The sequence below is a fragment of the Massilia sp. LC238 genome, assembly GCF_000735635.1.
Lineage (GTDB): Bacteria > Pseudomonadota > Gammaproteobacteria > Burkholderiales > Burkholderiaceae_D > Telluria > Telluria varians.
Genome location: NZ_JNNN01000065.1, coordinates 30,953 through 46,761, shown reverse-complemented (window position 1 = coordinate 46,761; position 15,809 = coordinate 30,953). Strand labels below are relative to the sequence as shown.

The following is a 15,809-nucleotide window of genomic DNA, read 5'->3' as shown; positions in this document are numbered from 1 at the left end:
TCTCCGCTCAGAAAGTCAGGGTCTTCACGCCTTCGGGCGTGCCCAGCAGGCAGACGTTCGCGCCGGCCTTGGCGAACAGGCCGACGGCGATCACGCCGACGATCTGGTTGATCCGCTCTTCCAGCGCCACCGGATCGGTAATGGACAGGCCGACCACGTCGATGATCTCGCCGCCGTTGTCGGTGATGAAGGCTTCATCCGAACCCGCCTTGGTGCGCAGGCGCGGCTCGCCGCCCAAGGCCGCCAGCTGGCGCATCACCGAAGCGCGCGCCATCGGGATCACTTCCACCGGCAGCGGGAACTTGCCCAACGTTTCGACAAGTTTCGAACCGTCCGCGATGCACACGAATTTCTTCGACACCGAGGCCACGATCTTCTCGCGGGTCAGCGCCGCGCCGCCGCCCTTGATCATGGCGCCGCTGGCGGTGATCTCGTCCGCGCCGTCGATGTAGACCGCCATCGAGCTGACCTCGTTCAGGTCGAACACGGGGATGCCATGGCCGCGCAGGCGGCTTGCCGTCGCTTCGGACGAAGCCACGGTGCCCTTGATGCGGTCCTTGATCCTGGCCAGTTCGTCGATGAAGAAGTTGGCCGTCGAGCCGGTGCCGACGCCGATGATTTCGCCGTCCACCACGTAATCGATCGCGGCGCGCGCCACGGCTTGCTTGAGTTCGTCCTGGGTCATGATGCTGTCAGTGAGGTAAAAGGAAGCCGCCATTTTAGCGGATCGCTCCGTCCACCCCTCGAAAACGACGCTTCGTCGCATGGTTTGGCCAGTCGATGCATCACGCATTGCCAAGCTGATATCCTTACAGCACACTAAGTCTTTCCGTAGGTTAAAGAACAGCACAATGAAACTCTTGACGAAGAAGCGGGTGGCGATCGCCGCCGGGGTGATCGTGGTGGTCGGCGCGGCCGCTGCCTGGATGATGCCGAAGGGCGAGCCGACAGTGCCGCCGTCGAAATACCGCACCGCGGCGGTCGACATGGGCGCCATCAACCAGACCGTCACCGCCACCGGCACCATCAACCCGGTCGCGCTGGTGAACGTCGGCTCGCAGGTGTCCGGCACCGTGGTCGAGCTGAACGCCGACTTCAACGATCGCGTCACCAAGGGCCAGGTGCTGCTCAAGCTCGACCCGACCATCTTCAACGCCCAGATCCGCCAGTTCGAAGCCAGCCGCGCGTCGGCGATGGCCAACCTGAAGCTGGCCGAGGCCAACTACCAGCGCAACCAGCAACTGGTCACCCAAAGCTTCGTCTCCAGCACCGCGCTCGACCAGAGCCGCCGCGAGATGGACGTGGCCCGCGCCAACGTGCAGCTGGCCCAGGCCCAGCTCGACCGCGCACGTGCGGACCTGAACAACAGCGTGATCCGCTCGCCGATCGACGGCGTCATCATCAAGCGCACCATCGACCTGGGCCAGACCGTGGCGGCCTCGTTCAACACGCCGAACCTGTTCCAGATCGCGCGCGACCTCACCAAGATGCAGATCGACACCAGCGTGTCGGAAGCCGACGTCGGCGCCCTGAAGGACGGCCTGCCGGCGCGCTTCGTGGTCGACGCCTATCCGGACCGCGAATTCCACGCCACCATGCGCCAGTTCCGCCTGGCCGCCAACGTGGTGCAGAACGTCGTCACCTACAACGTCGTGCTCGACGTCGACAACCAGGACGAAATGCTGAAACCCGGCATGACGGCGCAGGTGCGCCTGGTGGTGGCCAACCGCCCGAACGTGCTGCGCATCCCGACCACTGCGCTGCGCTTCCAGCTGCCGGAAGAGGAACAGGAAAAGCTGCGCAAGCAGGAACAGGAAAAGGCCGGTAAGGACGGTAGCGTCAAGCAGGTGGCGCAAAAAGCCGCGCCACCGAGCCAGGACGACGACCTCGCCTTCCGCACCGCCAGCGAGACCGCACGCCAGTACAAGGTCTACCGCCTGGATGCGAAAAACCAGCCGCAGCCGGTCGACATCCGCGTCGGCCTGTCGAACTTCCGCTATACCGAAGTGGTGTCGGGCGGCCTGAAGGCGGGCGACCAGGTCGTCACGCGCACGCTGGCGCAGGCGAAAGAGGACATGTGAGCGCCGACGTGACTTCTTCATTGATCGATATCCGCGGCGTCACCAAGACCTACGTCAGCGGCAGCGTCGAGACCCGCGTGCTGCACGGGATCGACCTGCAGGTGGCGCGCGGCGACTTCGTTTCCATCATGGGCCAGTCCGGTTCCGGCAAGTCGACCCTGATGAACATCCTCGGCTGCCTCGACCAGGCCACCGGCGGCACCTACCTGCTCGACGGCGCCGACACGCGCTCGCTGTCGCGCGCCCAACTGGCCGACATCCGCAACCGCGCGATCGGCTTCGTGTTCCAGAGCTTTAACCTGATCAAGCGGATGAGCGTGGCCGAGAACGTGGCGTTGCCGCTGATCTACGGGGGCTGGGGCCGCGGCAAGGCGCATGCGCGCGCGCTGCAGGAGCTCGAGCGCGTCGGACTGGGCGGCCTGGCCAAGCGCACCCCGAGCCAGCTCTCCGGCGGCCAGCAGCAGCGCGTGGCGATCGCCCGCGCCCTGGCCACCGACCCGCCCCTGCTGCTGGCGGACGAACCGACCGGCAACCTCGATACGCAAACGAGCGACGACATCATGTCCAGCTTCCAGCAACTGAACAAGGAGCGCGGCATCACCATCGTGCTCGTCACCCACGAGGCCGACGTCGCCGCCTACAGCCGCCGCCTGGTGCGCCTGAAGGATGGCCGCGTGCTGTACGACGGCCCGGCGGCCGAGGGCCTGCGCCAGCTGAACGCCGCGCACATGGATAAACCCGAGGTGACGGCATGAACTTCATCCAGGTACTGATCGAATCCTTCCGCTCGATGGCGGCCAACCGCCTGCGCACGGCCCTGACCATGCTCGGCATCGTGATCGGCATTGCCTCCGTGGTCCTGCTGCTGGCGATCGGCGACAGCATGCAGCGCTTCATCGGCAAGGAACTGCAGCAGCTGGGCACCAACATGCTGTACGTGTTCCCGGGCGGCGACCGCACCACCGCCCAGCGCGCCCGCGCCGGCGCGGTGCCGTCGCTGTCGATCCACGATGCGGCCGCGCTCAACGACCTGCCCAGCCTGGTCGGCGCGGCGCCTGCGCTGCAGGGCAACTTCAAGCTCAGCGCGGGCAACGAGAACCTGAACAGCCAGGTGCACGGCGTGACCCCGGCCATGTTCAAGATCCGCAACTGGAAGCTCGACCAGGGCAACATATTCAGCGAAGCGGACGTGCGCGCATCGAGCCGCATGGTAGTGATCGGCCAGAAGATCGCGGACCAGTTCTTCTACAAGACCGATCCGCTGGGGCAGTACATCCGCATCGAGAACGTCGCCTTCCAGGTGATCGGCGTGCTGGCCGGCGAAGGCAAGCAGATCGACGGCTCCGACATCTCGGAATTCGTGCTGATCCCGATCACGGCGGCCAGCGCCAACCTGATCAAGATGCCCTTCCCGCAGAACGTACATTACATCGCGGCCCAGGGACGGCCCGACATGTCGCTCAAGGAGGCGGAAGAAGACGTCAAGGAAACCCTGCGCGCGCGCCACCGCATCCGCATCGACAGTCCGGACGACTTCAAGGTGCAGAACATGGCCTCGTTCGCGGAGACCGCCAACACGATCAGCGCCGGCGTCGCCCTGCTGCTCGGCCTGATCGGCGCGATCTCGCTGCTGGTGGGCGGCATCGGCATCATGAACATCATGCTGGTGTCGGTCACCGAACGGACCCGCGAGATCGGCATCCGCATGGCGATCGGCGCGCGGCCGGGGGCGGTGCTGCTGCAGTTCCTGGCGGAGTCGGTGGTGATCTGCGTGGCCGGCGGCCTGGTGGGCGTGGCGATCGCGGCGGCCGGTGCGGCGGCGATCACCTCGACCGGCAAGTTCGACGTGTACCTGACCTTCCAGGGCGTGCTGGTGGCCTGCGGCTTTGCCACGGCCGTGGGCGTGTTCTTTGGATTCTATCCGGCGCGCCGGGCTTCGCGCCTGCTGCCGGTGGATTGCTTGCGCTACGAGTAGACATGAAGAAGTTGTACGATCCCGCCACGCGGCCTGTCGCGACGCTGGCGGCATTGATGGTGTTCACCGCCTTCGCCACCGTCCCGGCCCAGGCCATGGCCCGCGAAGGTGCCTTGGGGAAGGCCGGGGCAGCCGGCCTGCAGCTGGACGAGCAGGCGCCGGTCCACGTCCATCGCAAGACCAACCGGGGCGACCTGCCCTACAAGCCCTTCTTCCTGATCCAGACCTATCTGCAGTCGCTGCTGCCGCCGGAACCGCGCGCGATCGACCTGCTGGGCCGGGTCGAGTTCGTCGCCAAGAGCGAAGCGGAGAAGGATCTGTTCGCGCCTGACTCCTGGGCAGTCGCCATCGTCGGGGACGAACTCGACCAGGTCGTACCGGTCCGCCGCGGCGGCTACTTCCTGCTGCCGAAAGTGAAGCTGGGAATGCTGGAACTGGGCACCATCATGTTCAACACCCAGACCCAGAAAGGCAAGATGAGCGTCGCGTGGAAGGTCCGCGTTGCGCCCACGCAAACGCTCTCGTACGCCGAGTTCGCAAAGGCGCTCGAGGAAGTCAGCTACGTCCAGAGACAGATTCCCACCTACCGCTACGACCTGCGCGAGATCCGGCGCCACGGCCACAACGCCTTGCGCGCCTGCTTCCTGGGTGGTCCCGGCCGCATCGAGGTCGATGGCCGGCCGGCCACGACGATTCCCGACGGCGCCTGTCAGGTGCTGAAGCACGATGCCACCATCGCCCGCGAAGGCAAGGCGCAGATCGCCTTTGTGGGAAAGCTCGACATCGTCACGCTCAAGGAAGTGATCAAGGGGGATTGAACGTCCGGCGGCGCTCCGGCTTGCCGCCCGCTCCTGCTGCGCTCGTCACCGTTCTACCCCTGCGAAAACTTAGTTCATCGGGAAGTTTTCGTTTCCTCAATGCAACAATGTTCAAGATAATTTGATGCCTGGTGCGCCCGCTCCGTCCTTTAGCGTTTATTTTTGAGGTACAGTTCTGGAATACTCATTCTACAATTAAAACGTTTTCTGACTAGGGCATCATGAAAATCAACAATCTCAAGATCGGCACCCGGCTGGGTGGCGCTTTCGCAGCAGTGATTCTCCTCATGGCGGTCATGCTCGCCAGCATGCTGTGGCAACTCGAGCGCATCTCGCATGCCAAGGACGTCATGGCGCAGACGGCCCGCCAGACGACGCTCGCCAAGGACTGGCTCGAAGGTGTCTCCGCCAACAGCGTCCGCTTCGTTGCCAAGCTCAGGAGCAACGTGCCGGGCGACGACCAGTACTACGACGAGCGGATCGGGACCGCACGTGCCAAGGTTGCAAAGGTACAGGAGCAACTGCAGGCCATGGTCGATACGCCGGAGGGCAAGGCCCTGCTGGAGCGGGCGCTCGAGAACGACCGCAGCTGGTATGCGCTGGGCGACGCCGGCTTCGAACGCAAGGCCGAGCTCGGCGGCGAGCATCCCGAGGTCCAGGCCTTGTTCAAGGACAAGGTCGCTCCCCAGATGCGAGCCTATATCGCCTCGGTGGAAGAGATGGTGACCTACCAGACGGGGCTGTCGGAACGGGCCCAGGCCGACATCGACGCCCTGCAAGTGACAGGACGACGCGTGCTGCTCGGCGTCGGCGCCTTCGCGCTGATCAGCGCCGCACTGTTCGGCTGGGTCCTCACGCGCAGCATCACGCACCCGCTGGCAGGCGCCGTGCGCGTCGCGCGGCGCGTCGCGTCGGGCGACCTGAGCGCCGACATCCGGGTCGAATCGCGCGACGAGATCGGCGAGCTGATGGGAGCGCTGCAGGCCATGAACGCCAGCCTGCTGAAAACTGTCAGCGCGGTGCGCACCGGTACCGAGACCATCGTCGGCGCCTCGCAGGAGATCGCCGCCGGCAACCTCGACTTATCAAGCCGCACCGAGCAGCAGGCCGCGTCGCTGGAGGAAACCGCCTCCTCGATCGAGGAGCTGACCGGCACCGTGCGCCTGAACGCCGACAACGCGCAGGAGGCCAACCTGCTGGCCCGGCAGGCGTCGCAACTGGCCACCCGCGGCGGCGAGGTGGTGGCGCAGGTGGTGAGCACCATGGCCTCGATCAGCGCCTCCTCGAAGAAGATCGCCGACATCATCGGCGTCATCGACGGCATCGCCTTCCAGACCAACATCCTGGCGCTGAACGCGGCGGTCGAAGCGGCGCGCGCCGGCGAACAGGGGCGCGGTTTCGCGGTGGTGGCGAGCGAAGTGCGCAACCTGGCGCAGCGCTCGGCTGCGGCGGCCAAGGAAATCCGGCTCCTGATCGCCGATTCGGTGGACAAGGTCGGCGCCGGCGGGCGCCTGGTCGACGAGGCCGGCGACACCATGCAGGACATCGTGGACGGCATCGCGCGCGTGACCAACATCATGTCCGAGATCGCCGGCGCCAGCGCCGAGCAGACGGTCGGCATCGAGCAGGTCAATGCCGCCATCGTCCAGATGGACGGCGTGACCCAGCAGAATGCCGCGCTGGTCGAGCAAGCCGCCGCGGCGGCGGCCTCGATGCAGGAGCAGGCCCTGGCGCTGGCGGAACTGGTGCGCGCTTTCGATATCGGCGATGGAGCGAGCAACGTAGTGAAGACGCCGGCGCCGACGGGCGTCGCGCGCTTGCTCGCACCTGTGGCCCTGGACTACGAACGGACAGCCGCCTGAGGCTAGCTCGTCCGCTGGCTGGCCGGCACCAGCCAGCGGGCCAGCCCGCGGTGCAGGCTGCGCCTATCGGAAGGATCGGCCAGGAAGGGCGCCAGCACCCGCTCATACAGCGCCAGGCTGTCGCGATAACGCTCCTGGCGCATGGCGCCGGGCCGGCGCAGGAATTTCAGCACGAAGTAATCGGCCAGCAGGTCGCCCTGCGCCTCCATGTTGTAGTCGGCCAGCGTCGCGCCCTCGCGCAGCGAGTAGGCATACGACAGCCCGAGACGCACCGCCCCGCGCATCCGCACCGGGTACCCCAGCTGATGCTGCCACACATGCACCATCTCGTGCATGAACCAGTGGATGGCGCCAGGATCGCCGCGCGAGTAATCGGGAAGAAAGCAGGACCGGTGAAAGTACATGCTGCCGTTCGGCGTCATGCAGCAGTTCTTCGGCTGGAAGGGCATGTAGCGCCGGCCGTGAATACGGACGCGGCTGTAGTCGATGGCGTCGCGGAACAGCAGCGACGCCATCGCGATCTCGTTCTCGGTCAAGGGCCGGGAACGAGGGCGTTGCATGGAAGGTTCAGGCAGCACGCAGCGCGGAAGCCGCCTTCGCCAGTTCGGTGATCCCGGCCCAGTCGCCGTTGGCGATCAGGTCCTTCGGCGTCAGCCACGAACCGCCCACGCAGGCCACGTTCTTACAGGCCAGGAACTTCGGCGCGGTCTCGATCGAGATGCCGCCGGTCGGGCAGAAGGTCACGTCAGGCAGCGGGCCGGCGATCGCGTTGAGCATGCCGACGCCGCCCGCCGGCACCGCCGGGAACAGCTTCAGTTGCTTGAAACCGTGCTCGCGCGCAGCCATCACTTCGGACGGGGTCATCACGCCCGGCAGCAGCGGCAGGCCGCTCTTTTTCGCTGCCTCGATCATGGCCGCGGTCAGGCCCGGCGAGACGCCGAACACCGCGCCCGCGTCGCGCGACGCGGCAAATTCTTCAGGCTGGGTCAGGGTGCCGACGCCGACGATCGCGCCTTCGACGGTGCTCATGTCGCGGATCGCCTGCAGGCCGTGTTCGGTACGCAGCGTCACTTCGAGCACGCGGATGCCGCCTGCCACCAGGGCCTTGGCCAGCGGCACGGCGTGGGCCGGATCGTCGATGGCGATGACAGGGATCACGCTCGCCGAGCGCATGATTTCAAGTAAAGTCATTTCTGCGTCCTAAAGAGAAAGTCTTCGTCGGAACCGGGCTGCACTTCATCGGTCTGGATACCGTCGTGCAGCGGCACGGTGGTCTGGATCGGCGATGGCAGCGGGAACGTTGCCGCCCCCTCCTCCGCCGGGCTGGAATGGGAACGGAACATCGCGAACAGTTCGCGGCCCATGCCGATGTGGCTCTTCGACAGGTCGGCGCTGGCCATGCCGCGCGCGGCCCACACGGTGTCGCTCACCAGCGCTTCCAGGGTGCCGCTAGTGGCGTCGACGCGGATGATGTCGCCGTCGCGCACCAGGCCGAGCGGGCCGCCGGCCAGGATCTCGGGGGACACGTGGATCGCCGCCGGCACCTTGCCGGAGGCGCCCGACATGCGGCCGTCGGTGACCATCGCCACCTTGAAGCCGGCATCCTGCAGGTTCGACAGCGCCGGGGTCAGCGCGTGCAGTTCGGGCATGCCGTTGGCGCGCGGGCCCTGGAAGCGGATCACGGCCACGAAGTCGCGGTTCAAGAGGCCGTCCTTGTAGCGCTGCATGAAGTCTTCCTGCGAATCGAAGGTGATCGCCGGCGCTTCCACCACATGGTACTCGGGCTTGACCGCCGAGATCTTCATCACCGCGCGGCCCAGGTTGCCCTGCACCAGCACCATGCCGCCGTTGTTGGCGAACGGATTGCTGGCCGGGCGCAGCACGGCTTCGTCGCCACTCTTTTCGGCCACGTCGCGGAACACGACCTTGCCGTCTTCGCCGAGGAAGGGCTCCTTGCAGTGCGCGCGCAGGCCGCGGCCGAGGATGGTGTTGACGTCTTCGTGCGCCAGGCCGGCGTCGAGCAGCTCGCGGATCACGAAGCCCGGGCCGCCGGCGGCCTGGAAGTGGTTCACGTCGGCTTCGCCGTTCGGGTAGATCCTGGTCAGAGAAGGCACGACTTTCGACAGCTCGTCGAAGTCGTTCCAGTCGACCACGATGCCTGCCGCGCGGGCGATGGCGATCAGGTGCAGGGTGTGGTTGGTCGAGCCGCCGGTCGCGTGCAGCGCGACGATGGCGTTGACGATGCTCTTCTCGTCCACGATGTGCCCGATCGGCATGTACTGGCCGCCCTGCTGGGAAATCGCAACGGCCTGCTGGGCCGCGGCTTTCGTCAGCGCGTCGCGCAGCGGCGTGCCCGGGGTGATGAAGGCGGAACCCGGCATGTGCAGGCCCATCATTTCCATCAGCATCTGATTGCTGTTGGCGGTGCCGTAGAAGGTACAGGTGCCCGCGCCATGGTAGGACGCCGATTCGTTTTCCAGCAGTTCCTCGCGGGTGGCCTCGCCCTTGGCGTAGCGCTGGCGGACGGCCGCCTTTTCCTTGTTCGAGATACCGGTGGTCATCGGGCCGCCCGGGACGAAGATGCCCGGGATGTGGCCGAAGTGCAGCGCGCCGATCAGGAGGCCCGGCACGATCTTGTCGCAGATGCCCAGGTAGAGGGCCGCGTCGAACATGTTGTGCGACATCGCCACCGCGGTCGCCATGGCGATGGTGTCGCGCGAGAACAGCGACAGTTCCATGCCCGGCTGGCCCTGGGTCACGCCGTCGCACATGGCCGGCACGCCGCCCGCGAACTGGGCCACGGCGTCGACTTCACGCACGGCGTCCTTGATCACCGCCGGGAAGGTTTCGAAGGGCTGGTGCGCCGACAGCATGTCGTTGTAGGACGAGACGATCGCTACCGACGGCTTCTTGTATTCCTTCAGCTTGAGCTTGTCGTTGGCCGGGAAGGCGGCGAAGCCGTGCGCGAGGTTGGTGCACGACAGCGCTCCGCGCTGCACGCCCTGCACGCGGGCGGCTTCCATATGCGCGAGGTAGGCCGCGCGCGATGGGCGGCTTCGCTTGATGATCCGGTTCGTTACCTGTTCGACTACGGGGTGCAGCGCCATGATCGTTCCTTCGTAAATTTGGTATCTGAAATTTTACTACAGATTTGAAAGGGACGCAGCCAAGCCATTTTTGGCCCGCCTGTAGAGAGAGCTCGTCCGAACATCGACGAGCCCGACTGCGAGATGCGTGGTGAAGCTGCTACTCTTTTATGTAGTGAATTTACGCACGCATCCTGTATTATTCGTTAATCTGCTATTGACAACATTGTGCCATCGGCACCGCTCATTGACACTGACCTTATGCGCCAGCCAACCCTCACCAGCACTCCCAGCTTCCAAGCCCTCGAAAACCACGCCGCCACGGCAGAAGACTGGGAGATGCGCGACCTGTTCGCCGCCGATCCCCAGCGCTTCGAGCGCATGTCCGTCGAAGCGGCAGGGCTGTTCCTAGACTATTCAAAAAATCGCCTCGACGGGCGCACGCTTGAACTGCTGGCGGCGCTTGCGCGCGAGCGCGGCGTGGAAGAGCGCCGCGACGCCATGTTCGCGGGCGAACGCATCAACAATACCGAGAACCGCGCCGTCCTCCACACTGCCCTGCGTGCCCCGCGCGACAGCAAACTGGTGGTCGAGGGACAGGACGTCAACCTTGAGGTGCACGCGGTGCTCGACCGCATCCGGACCTTCACCGATGCCGTACGCAGCGGCGAATGGCTGGGCCACACCGGCAAGCCGATCACCGACATCGTCAACATCGGCATCGGCGGCTCGGACCTGGGCCCGAAGATGGTCGTGCTCGCCCTGCGCCACTACGCCCATCCGCGTCTGCGCATGCACTTCGTGTCCAACGTCGACGCCCATGACATGGACGCCGCCCTGTCCCAGGTGGATCCGGAAACCACGCTGTTCATCGTTGCCTCCAAAACCTTCACCACCGCCGAAACCATGATGAACGCGCAGACCGCGCGCAGCTGGTTCCTCGAGCGTGCGCCGGAAGAAGCACTGGCGAAGCACTTCGTCGCCGTCTCCACCAATACCGAGGCGATCAAGACCTTCGGCATCGACCCGGCCAACATGTTCCCGTTCTGGGACTGGGTGGGCGGGCGCTATTCGGTGTGGTCGGCGATCGGCCTGTCGGTCGCGCTGGCGGTGGGTTACGGTTACTTTGCCGACTTCCTGGCCGGCGCCCACGAGATGGACCAGCATTTCCGTACTGCCCCGATCGAGCAGAACATGCCGATGCTGCTGGCCCTGGTCGGCTTCTGGAACCGCGAATTCCTCGATGCGCACTCGGTCACGATCGCGCCCTACCACCAGGACCTGAACCGCTTCCCGGCCTACCTGCAGCAGCTCGACATGGAGAGCAACGGCAAGTGCGTCACGCGCGACGGCGACCCGGTCGACACCCCGACCTGCCCGGCGATCTGGGGCGAGCCCGGCACCAACGGCCAGCACGCCTACTTCCAGCTGCTGCACCAGGGCACCGACCTGACGCCGATCGACTTCATCGCCGCACTGCGTCCCGCGCACGAGATGGAGCACCACCATACGGCCCTGCTGGCGAACTGCTTCGCCCAGTCGGAAGCCTTCATGAAGGGCAAGACCATCGACGAGGTGCGCGCCGACCTGCAGGCGCAGGGCTTGGCCGCCGAGGAAGTGGAACGCCTGGCGCCGCACAAGACCTTCCCGGGCAACCGTCCGAGCAACACCATCCTGATGGAACGCCTGACCCCGAGCACCCTGGGCGCCCTGATCGCGCTGTACGAGCACAAGACCTTCGTGCAGGGCGTGATCTGGAATGTCAACAGTTTCGACCAGTGGGGCGTTGAGCTCGGCAAGGTGCTGGCGAAGAAGATCGAAGCCGAACTGGCGGGCGAGCCGCAGCCGGCGAATCACGACAGCTCCACCAACGGCCTGATCGCCCGCGCCAAGGCCGCATTCTGAACCTGATCACGACATACCATGGCAAGCGATAAATTTGAAGTGGTGCACGACGCGCCGATGCTGGTAGGCGAAGCGGCAACCTGGCACGAGGTCGAGTCGGCGCTGTACTGGGTGGACATCAACGGCTACACGGTCAACCGCGTGCATCCGGCCAGCGGCAAGTATTCGTACTGGAAGATGGGCTCGGAGCCCTCGGCGCTGGCGGTCGACGGCGACAACAACCTGATCGTGTCCCTGCGCTCCGGCCTGATCTGCCTGAACACGACCAGCGGCAAGGAGACGCCGATCGCCGACGCGCCCTACGACACGTCCATCGTCCGCTTCAACGACGGCCGCGTGGACCCGGCGGGCCGCTTCTGGATCGGCACCATGTACGAGCCGCGCGACAAGCCGGTGGCCGAGATGTACGTGCTCGAGCGCGGCCAGCTGCGCCGCGCCTGGGCTGGCGGCATGACCAACTCGAACGGCCTGGCCTGGAGCCTGGACGGCCGCACGATGTTCCATGCCGACACCACTACGCACCGGATCGACTGCTACGACTACGACCCGGCCACCGGCACGCATTCGAACGCACGCACCATCAAGACCTTCTCGCTGGACAAGTCGGCAGCCGACTATGGCGGCCGCCCGGATGGGGCCACGATCGACAGCGAAGGGGCCTACTGGGTCGCGATGTTCGAAGGCGGCCGCGTGCTGCGCATCTCGCCGTCGGGCGAGATCCTGCGCGAGATCGCGCTGCCGCTGCGCTGCCCGACCTCGCTGGCCTTCGGCGGGCCGGACTTGCGCACGCTGTACATCACCAGCGCCAGCCACGGACGCTCGGCCGAGGAACTGGCGCGCTATCCGCTCAGCGGCAAGGTGCTCTCCATCCGCGTCGACGTGGCGGGACGCGAAGAGCCGGAATACGCTCACCGCTGATCCGTAGGCTGGGCGGCTGTACCGGGTGGGTAGATGTGCCAATAGCACTTGCGCCGCCCACGCGGTGATCGCTAGCGGCGACCTTCCCTACCGGATGATCTTGCTACAAACAATCACCGCGTGGGCGGCATATGCAGCTTCACTGCTCACAGGCAGCGGTGGAGCCGCCCACCCCACAAGCTTTTTCGTAGTATATTTTCTTGCTAAGCGAATATCCGTGTAGTAAATTTACACATCGCTGATCACTCCTTCCAGACATTTCCATGGCCCTTTCCGATTTCGACCTCGTTTTCTTTGGCGGCAGCGGAGACCTTGCAATGCGCAAGCTGCTCCCCGCGATGTACGCGCGCGACGTCTGCAACGACCTGCCCGACACGGCCCGCATCATCTGCGTGGGCCGCGACGACTTCTCGCAGGAAGACTTCCTCCAGTTCATCGAGAAGAATTCGAAGCCGCACATCAAGGAAACGCCGCAGGACGAGACCTGGGTCCGCTTCCTCAAGCGCATCGTCTACGTGGCGCTGAACGCCACCGACGTGTCCACCTTCGGCCCGCTGGTGGAAGCACTGCGCAAGGACGACGCGCTGACCCGCGTCTACTACCTCGCAACGCCGCCGCATTTGTTCGCGACCATCTGCGACAACCTGGCCGAAACCAGGCTGGTCTCGCCGAACTCGCGCGTGGTGCTGGAAAAGCCGCTGGGACGCGACCTGGCTTCGGCCAAGCAGATCAACCTGGATGTCGGCAAGGTCTTCCTCGAGACGCAGATCTACCGGATCGACCACTACCTGGGCAAGGAGACCGTGCAGAACCTGCTGGCCCTGCGCTTCGGGAACATCCTGTTCGAGCCGCTGTGGCGCCGCGAGTGGATCTCGGACGTGCAGATCACCATCGCCGAGAAGATCGGCGTGGGCAACCGCCTCGGCTACTACGATACCTCGGGCGCGCTGCGCGACATGCTGCAGAACCACCTGCTGCAGCTGCTGTGCATCGTGGCGATGGAACCGCCCACCTCGATCGCGCCGGACGCCGTGCGCGACGCCAAGCTGCAGGTATTACGGTCCTTGAAGCGCTTTACCCCGACCACGCTGGCGCAGAACATCGTGCGCGGCCAGTACCGCTCCGGCCACATCGACGGCCAGGCGGTGCCGGGCTACCGCGAGGAGCCGGACGCGCCCAAGCAGTCCAGGACCGAGACCTTCGTTGCCATGAAGGCCGAGATCGACACCTGGCGCTGGGCCGGCGTGCCCTTCTACCTGCGCACCGGCAAGCGCATGGCCGACCGCCTGGCCGAGATCGTGGTTCGCTTCAAGCAGATCCCGCATTCGATCTTCAACCAGCCGACCTCGAGCTTCCAGCCGAACAGCCTGGTGATCCGCCTGCAGCCGGACGAAGGCCTGTCGATGAACCTGATGGCCAAGACCCCGGGCGACTCGATGCGCCTGAAGCAGGCCGAGCTCGAACTCGACTTCCGCGAGCAGTTCACCAGCCCGCGCATGGAAGCCTACGAGCGCCTGCTGGTCGACGTGCTGCGCGGCCAGCTGACCCTGTTCATGCGCGGCGACGAACTGGAAGCCGCCTGGGAATGGGTCGAACCGATCCTGGAATACTGGGAACAGAACGACAGCGCGCCGGTGCCCTACACCTCGGGCACCTGGGGCCCTGCCGCCTCGAGCGCGCTGATCGGCCGCGACGGCCTGCAGTGGCGCGAAGAAGTGCTGCCTGAAGACTGACGGCCACCATCATGCTGCTCGACTCCATCCGCACCCAGCTCGACTCGCTCTCGAAATCCGAGCGCAAGGTGGCGCTCGCCGTGCTTGCGGCGCCATCGAACACGGTGAGCCAGAACATCACGGCGCTGGCCAAGAGCGCGCAAGTGTCGGAACCGACCGTGGTGCGCTTCTGCCGCACCCTCGGCTACGACGGCTGGCACGAGTTCAAGCTCAAGCTGGCCCAGGGCCTGGCGCTGGCCCTGCCGGGCGCGAACGAGCAGCCGGCGCCGGACGACCTGGCGGCCGACCTGGTGAATAAAATCTGCAGCCGCTCGATCAATACCCTGCTCGACCTGCGCAACAACCTCAAGCCGGAACTGGTCCAGAAGGCGCTCGACATCCTGTCGCGCGCCAACAAGATCGAGTTCTACGGCCAGGGCTCGTCGGGCTTCGTCGCCGCGGACGCCCAGCACAAGTTCTTCCGCTCGGGCGTGCCGACGGTGGCCTACACCGATCCGGCGATCCACTCGATCGCCGCGGCCCTGCTGCGCGAAGGCGATGCGGTGGTGGCGATCTCGCAGCGCGGCAACAATCCGGCCCTGACCCGCTCGGCCAAGCTGGCGCGCCGCGGCGGGGCCGACGTGATCGTGCTGGCGCCCTCGGGCACGCCGCTGGCGGAGATCGCGACGCTGTTCATCCCGATCGACCTGGTGTTCGCGATCGACCCCTACACGCCGATCTCGGCGCGCCTGGCCTACCTGGTCGTGATCGACGTGCTGGCGGTGGGGCTGGCGCTGCAGCGCGGGCCGGAATTCCGCAAGAAGATGCAGAATGCGCAGAAGGCGTTGCAGGAGTTCGACATGCAGTTCGATTCGTTCATAGGCTGACCCAAGCCACCACAGGTGTAAAATACCCGGTTTCCATAGCAACCCGGGTCTACGCCAATGCACATCAATCCCGAACGCAGCTCCCGTCCCGACTACGCCCTGCTGGAGCGCCAGGTCGAGAGCGTCCTCGAAGGCGAACGCAGCCTGATGGCGAACGCCGCGCAGTTTTCCGCCCTCGTCTACGACACCCTGGCCGACCTGAACTGGGCCGGTTTCTACTTTACCGTTCCGGCGCGCAAGGGCGACGGCCATGACCTGCTGGTCGGCCCGTTCCAGGGCAAGCCGGCCTGCGCCCGCATTCCCTTCGGCCGCGGCGTCTGCGGCGCCTCCGCCGCCGAGCGCAAGACCATCGTCGTGCCGGACGTGCATGCCTTCCCGGGCCACATCGCCTGCGATTCGGCATCGAATTCGGAAATCGTGATCCCGCTGGTCAAGGACGGCGAGGTCGTCGGCGTATTCGATATCGACAGCCCGCAACTCAACCGATTCTCCGACGAAGACCGTGAAGGACTCGAGCGCATGCTCGCCGCCTTCATGGACGGCACCGATTTCTCCTGACTCTTTA

14 protein-coding genes are annotated in these 15,809 nt (G+C 65.7%); 10 read left to right on the top strand and 4 right to left on the bottom strand.

Annotation, left to right across the window (positions count from 1 at the left end; translation table 11 throughout):
- Positions 1-7: 7 nt before the first annotated feature.
- Complete coding sequence (gene rpiA / locus FG94_RS17090; RefSeq protein ID WP_036214349.1) at positions 8-685, bottom strand: ribose-5-phosphate isomerase RpiA; 678 nt, start codon at positions 683-685, stop codon at positions 8-10.
- 166 nt (positions 686-851) lie between these two features.
- Between rpiA and FG94_RS17085 the strand changes: the two genes are divergently transcribed.
- The 5 genes from FG94_RS17085 (at position 852) to FG94_RS28575 (ending at position 6,736) form a co-directional block, all read left to right on the top strand.
- Positions 852-2,081, top strand: a complete 1,230-nt coding sequence (locus tag FG94_RS17085; protein WP_036214154.1) for an efflux RND transporter periplasmic adaptor subunit — start codon at positions 852-854, stop codon at positions 2,079-2,081.
- 8 nt (positions 2,082-2,089) lie between these two features.
- On the top strand, positions 2,090-2,836 hold the full coding sequence (locus FG94_RS17080; protein WP_036214347.1) for an ABC transporter ATP-binding protein: 747 nt from the start codon (positions 2,090-2,092) through the stop codon (positions 2,834-2,836).
- The gene (locus FG94_RS17075; RefSeq protein WP_036214152.1) at positions 2,833-4,056 is read left to right on the top strand and encodes an ABC transporter permease; all 1,224 of its coding nucleotides are present in this window, start codon (positions 2,833-2,835) and stop codon (positions 4,054-4,056) included. Before FG94_RS17080 ends, FG94_RS17075 begins: the two co-directional genes overlap by 4 nt.
- A gap of 2 nt (positions 4,057-4,058) precedes the next feature.
- Positions 4,059-4,874 (top strand): hypothetical protein, encoded by an 816-nt coding sequence (locus tag FG94_RS17070; protein ID WP_036214150.1) that lies wholly within the window; start codon positions 4,059-4,061, stop codon positions 4,872-4,874.
- A 221-nt stretch (positions 4,875-5,095) separates the two neighbouring features.
- Positions 5,096-6,736 carry a methyl-accepting chemotaxis protein gene (locus FG94_RS28575; RefSeq protein WP_036214148.1) on the top strand — a complete coding sequence of 547 codons (1,641 nt, stop codon included), beginning with the start codon at positions 5,096-5,098 and terminating at the stop codon, positions 6,734-6,736.
- 2 nt (positions 6,737-6,738) lie between these two features.
- Here FG94_RS28575 and FG94_RS17060 read toward each other — a convergent pair whose 3' ends face one another.
- Genes FG94_RS17060 through edd form a run of 3 tightly spaced genes read right to left on the bottom strand, consistent with a single transcriptional unit; the run spans position 6,739 to position 9,843 of the window.
- Entirely contained in the window at positions 6,739-7,296 is a 558-nt protein-coding gene (locus FG94_RS17060; RefSeq protein ID WP_036214146.1) for a hypothetical protein, read from the bottom strand.
- 7 nt (positions 7,297-7,303) lie between these two features.
- Positions 7,304-7,927 carry a bifunctional 4-hydroxy-2-oxoglutarate aldolase/2-dehydro-3-deoxy-phosphogluconate aldolase gene (gene eda / locus FG94_RS17055; protein WP_027864386.1) on the bottom strand — a complete coding sequence of 208 codons (624 nt, stop codon included), beginning with the start codon at positions 7,925-7,927 and terminating at the stop codon, positions 7,304-7,306.
- Complete coding sequence (edd, locus tag FG94_RS17050; RefSeq protein ID WP_036214144.1) at positions 7,924-9,843, bottom strand: phosphogluconate dehydratase; 1,920 nt, start codon at positions 9,841-9,843, stop codon at positions 7,924-7,926. Before edd ends, eda begins: the two co-directional genes overlap by 4 nt.
- 240 nt (positions 9,844-10,083) lie before the next feature.
- Between edd and pgi the strand changes: the two genes are divergently transcribed.
- The 5 genes from pgi to FG94_RS17025 all read left to right on the top strand — a co-directional run bounded on the left by pgi (position 10,084) and on the right by FG94_RS17025 (position 15,802).
- Complete coding sequence (gene pgi, locus FG94_RS17045) at positions 10,084-11,727, top strand: glucose-6-phosphate isomerase (protein ID WP_036214143.1); 1,644 nt, start codon at positions 10,084-10,086, stop codon at positions 11,725-11,727.
- An 18-nt stretch (positions 11,728-11,745) separates the two neighbouring features.
- Positions 11,746-12,645, top strand: coding sequence for an SMP-30/gluconolactonase/LRE family protein (locus tag FG94_RS17040; protein ID WP_036214141.1), 900 nt, complete (start codon positions 11,746-11,748; stop codon positions 12,643-12,645).
- Positions 12,646-12,908: 263 nt separating this feature from the next.
- Entirely contained in the window at positions 12,909-14,378 is a 1,470-nt protein-coding gene (gene zwf, locus FG94_RS17035; protein ID WP_036214139.1) for a glucose-6-phosphate dehydrogenase, read from the top strand.
- 11 nt (positions 14,379-14,389) lie between these two features.
- Positions 14,390-15,244: an SIS domain-containing protein gene (locus tag FG94_RS17030; protein ID WP_027864391.1), complete on the top strand. Its 855-nt coding sequence runs from the start codon at positions 14,390-14,392 to the stop codon at positions 15,242-15,244.
- Positions 15,245-15,301: 57 nt separating this feature from the next.
- On the top strand, positions 15,302-15,802 hold the full coding sequence (locus tag FG94_RS17025; protein WP_051996872.1) for a GAF domain-containing protein: 501 nt from the start codon (positions 15,302-15,304) through the stop codon (positions 15,800-15,802).
- The last annotated feature ends 7 nt before the right edge of the window (positions 15,803-15,809 follow it).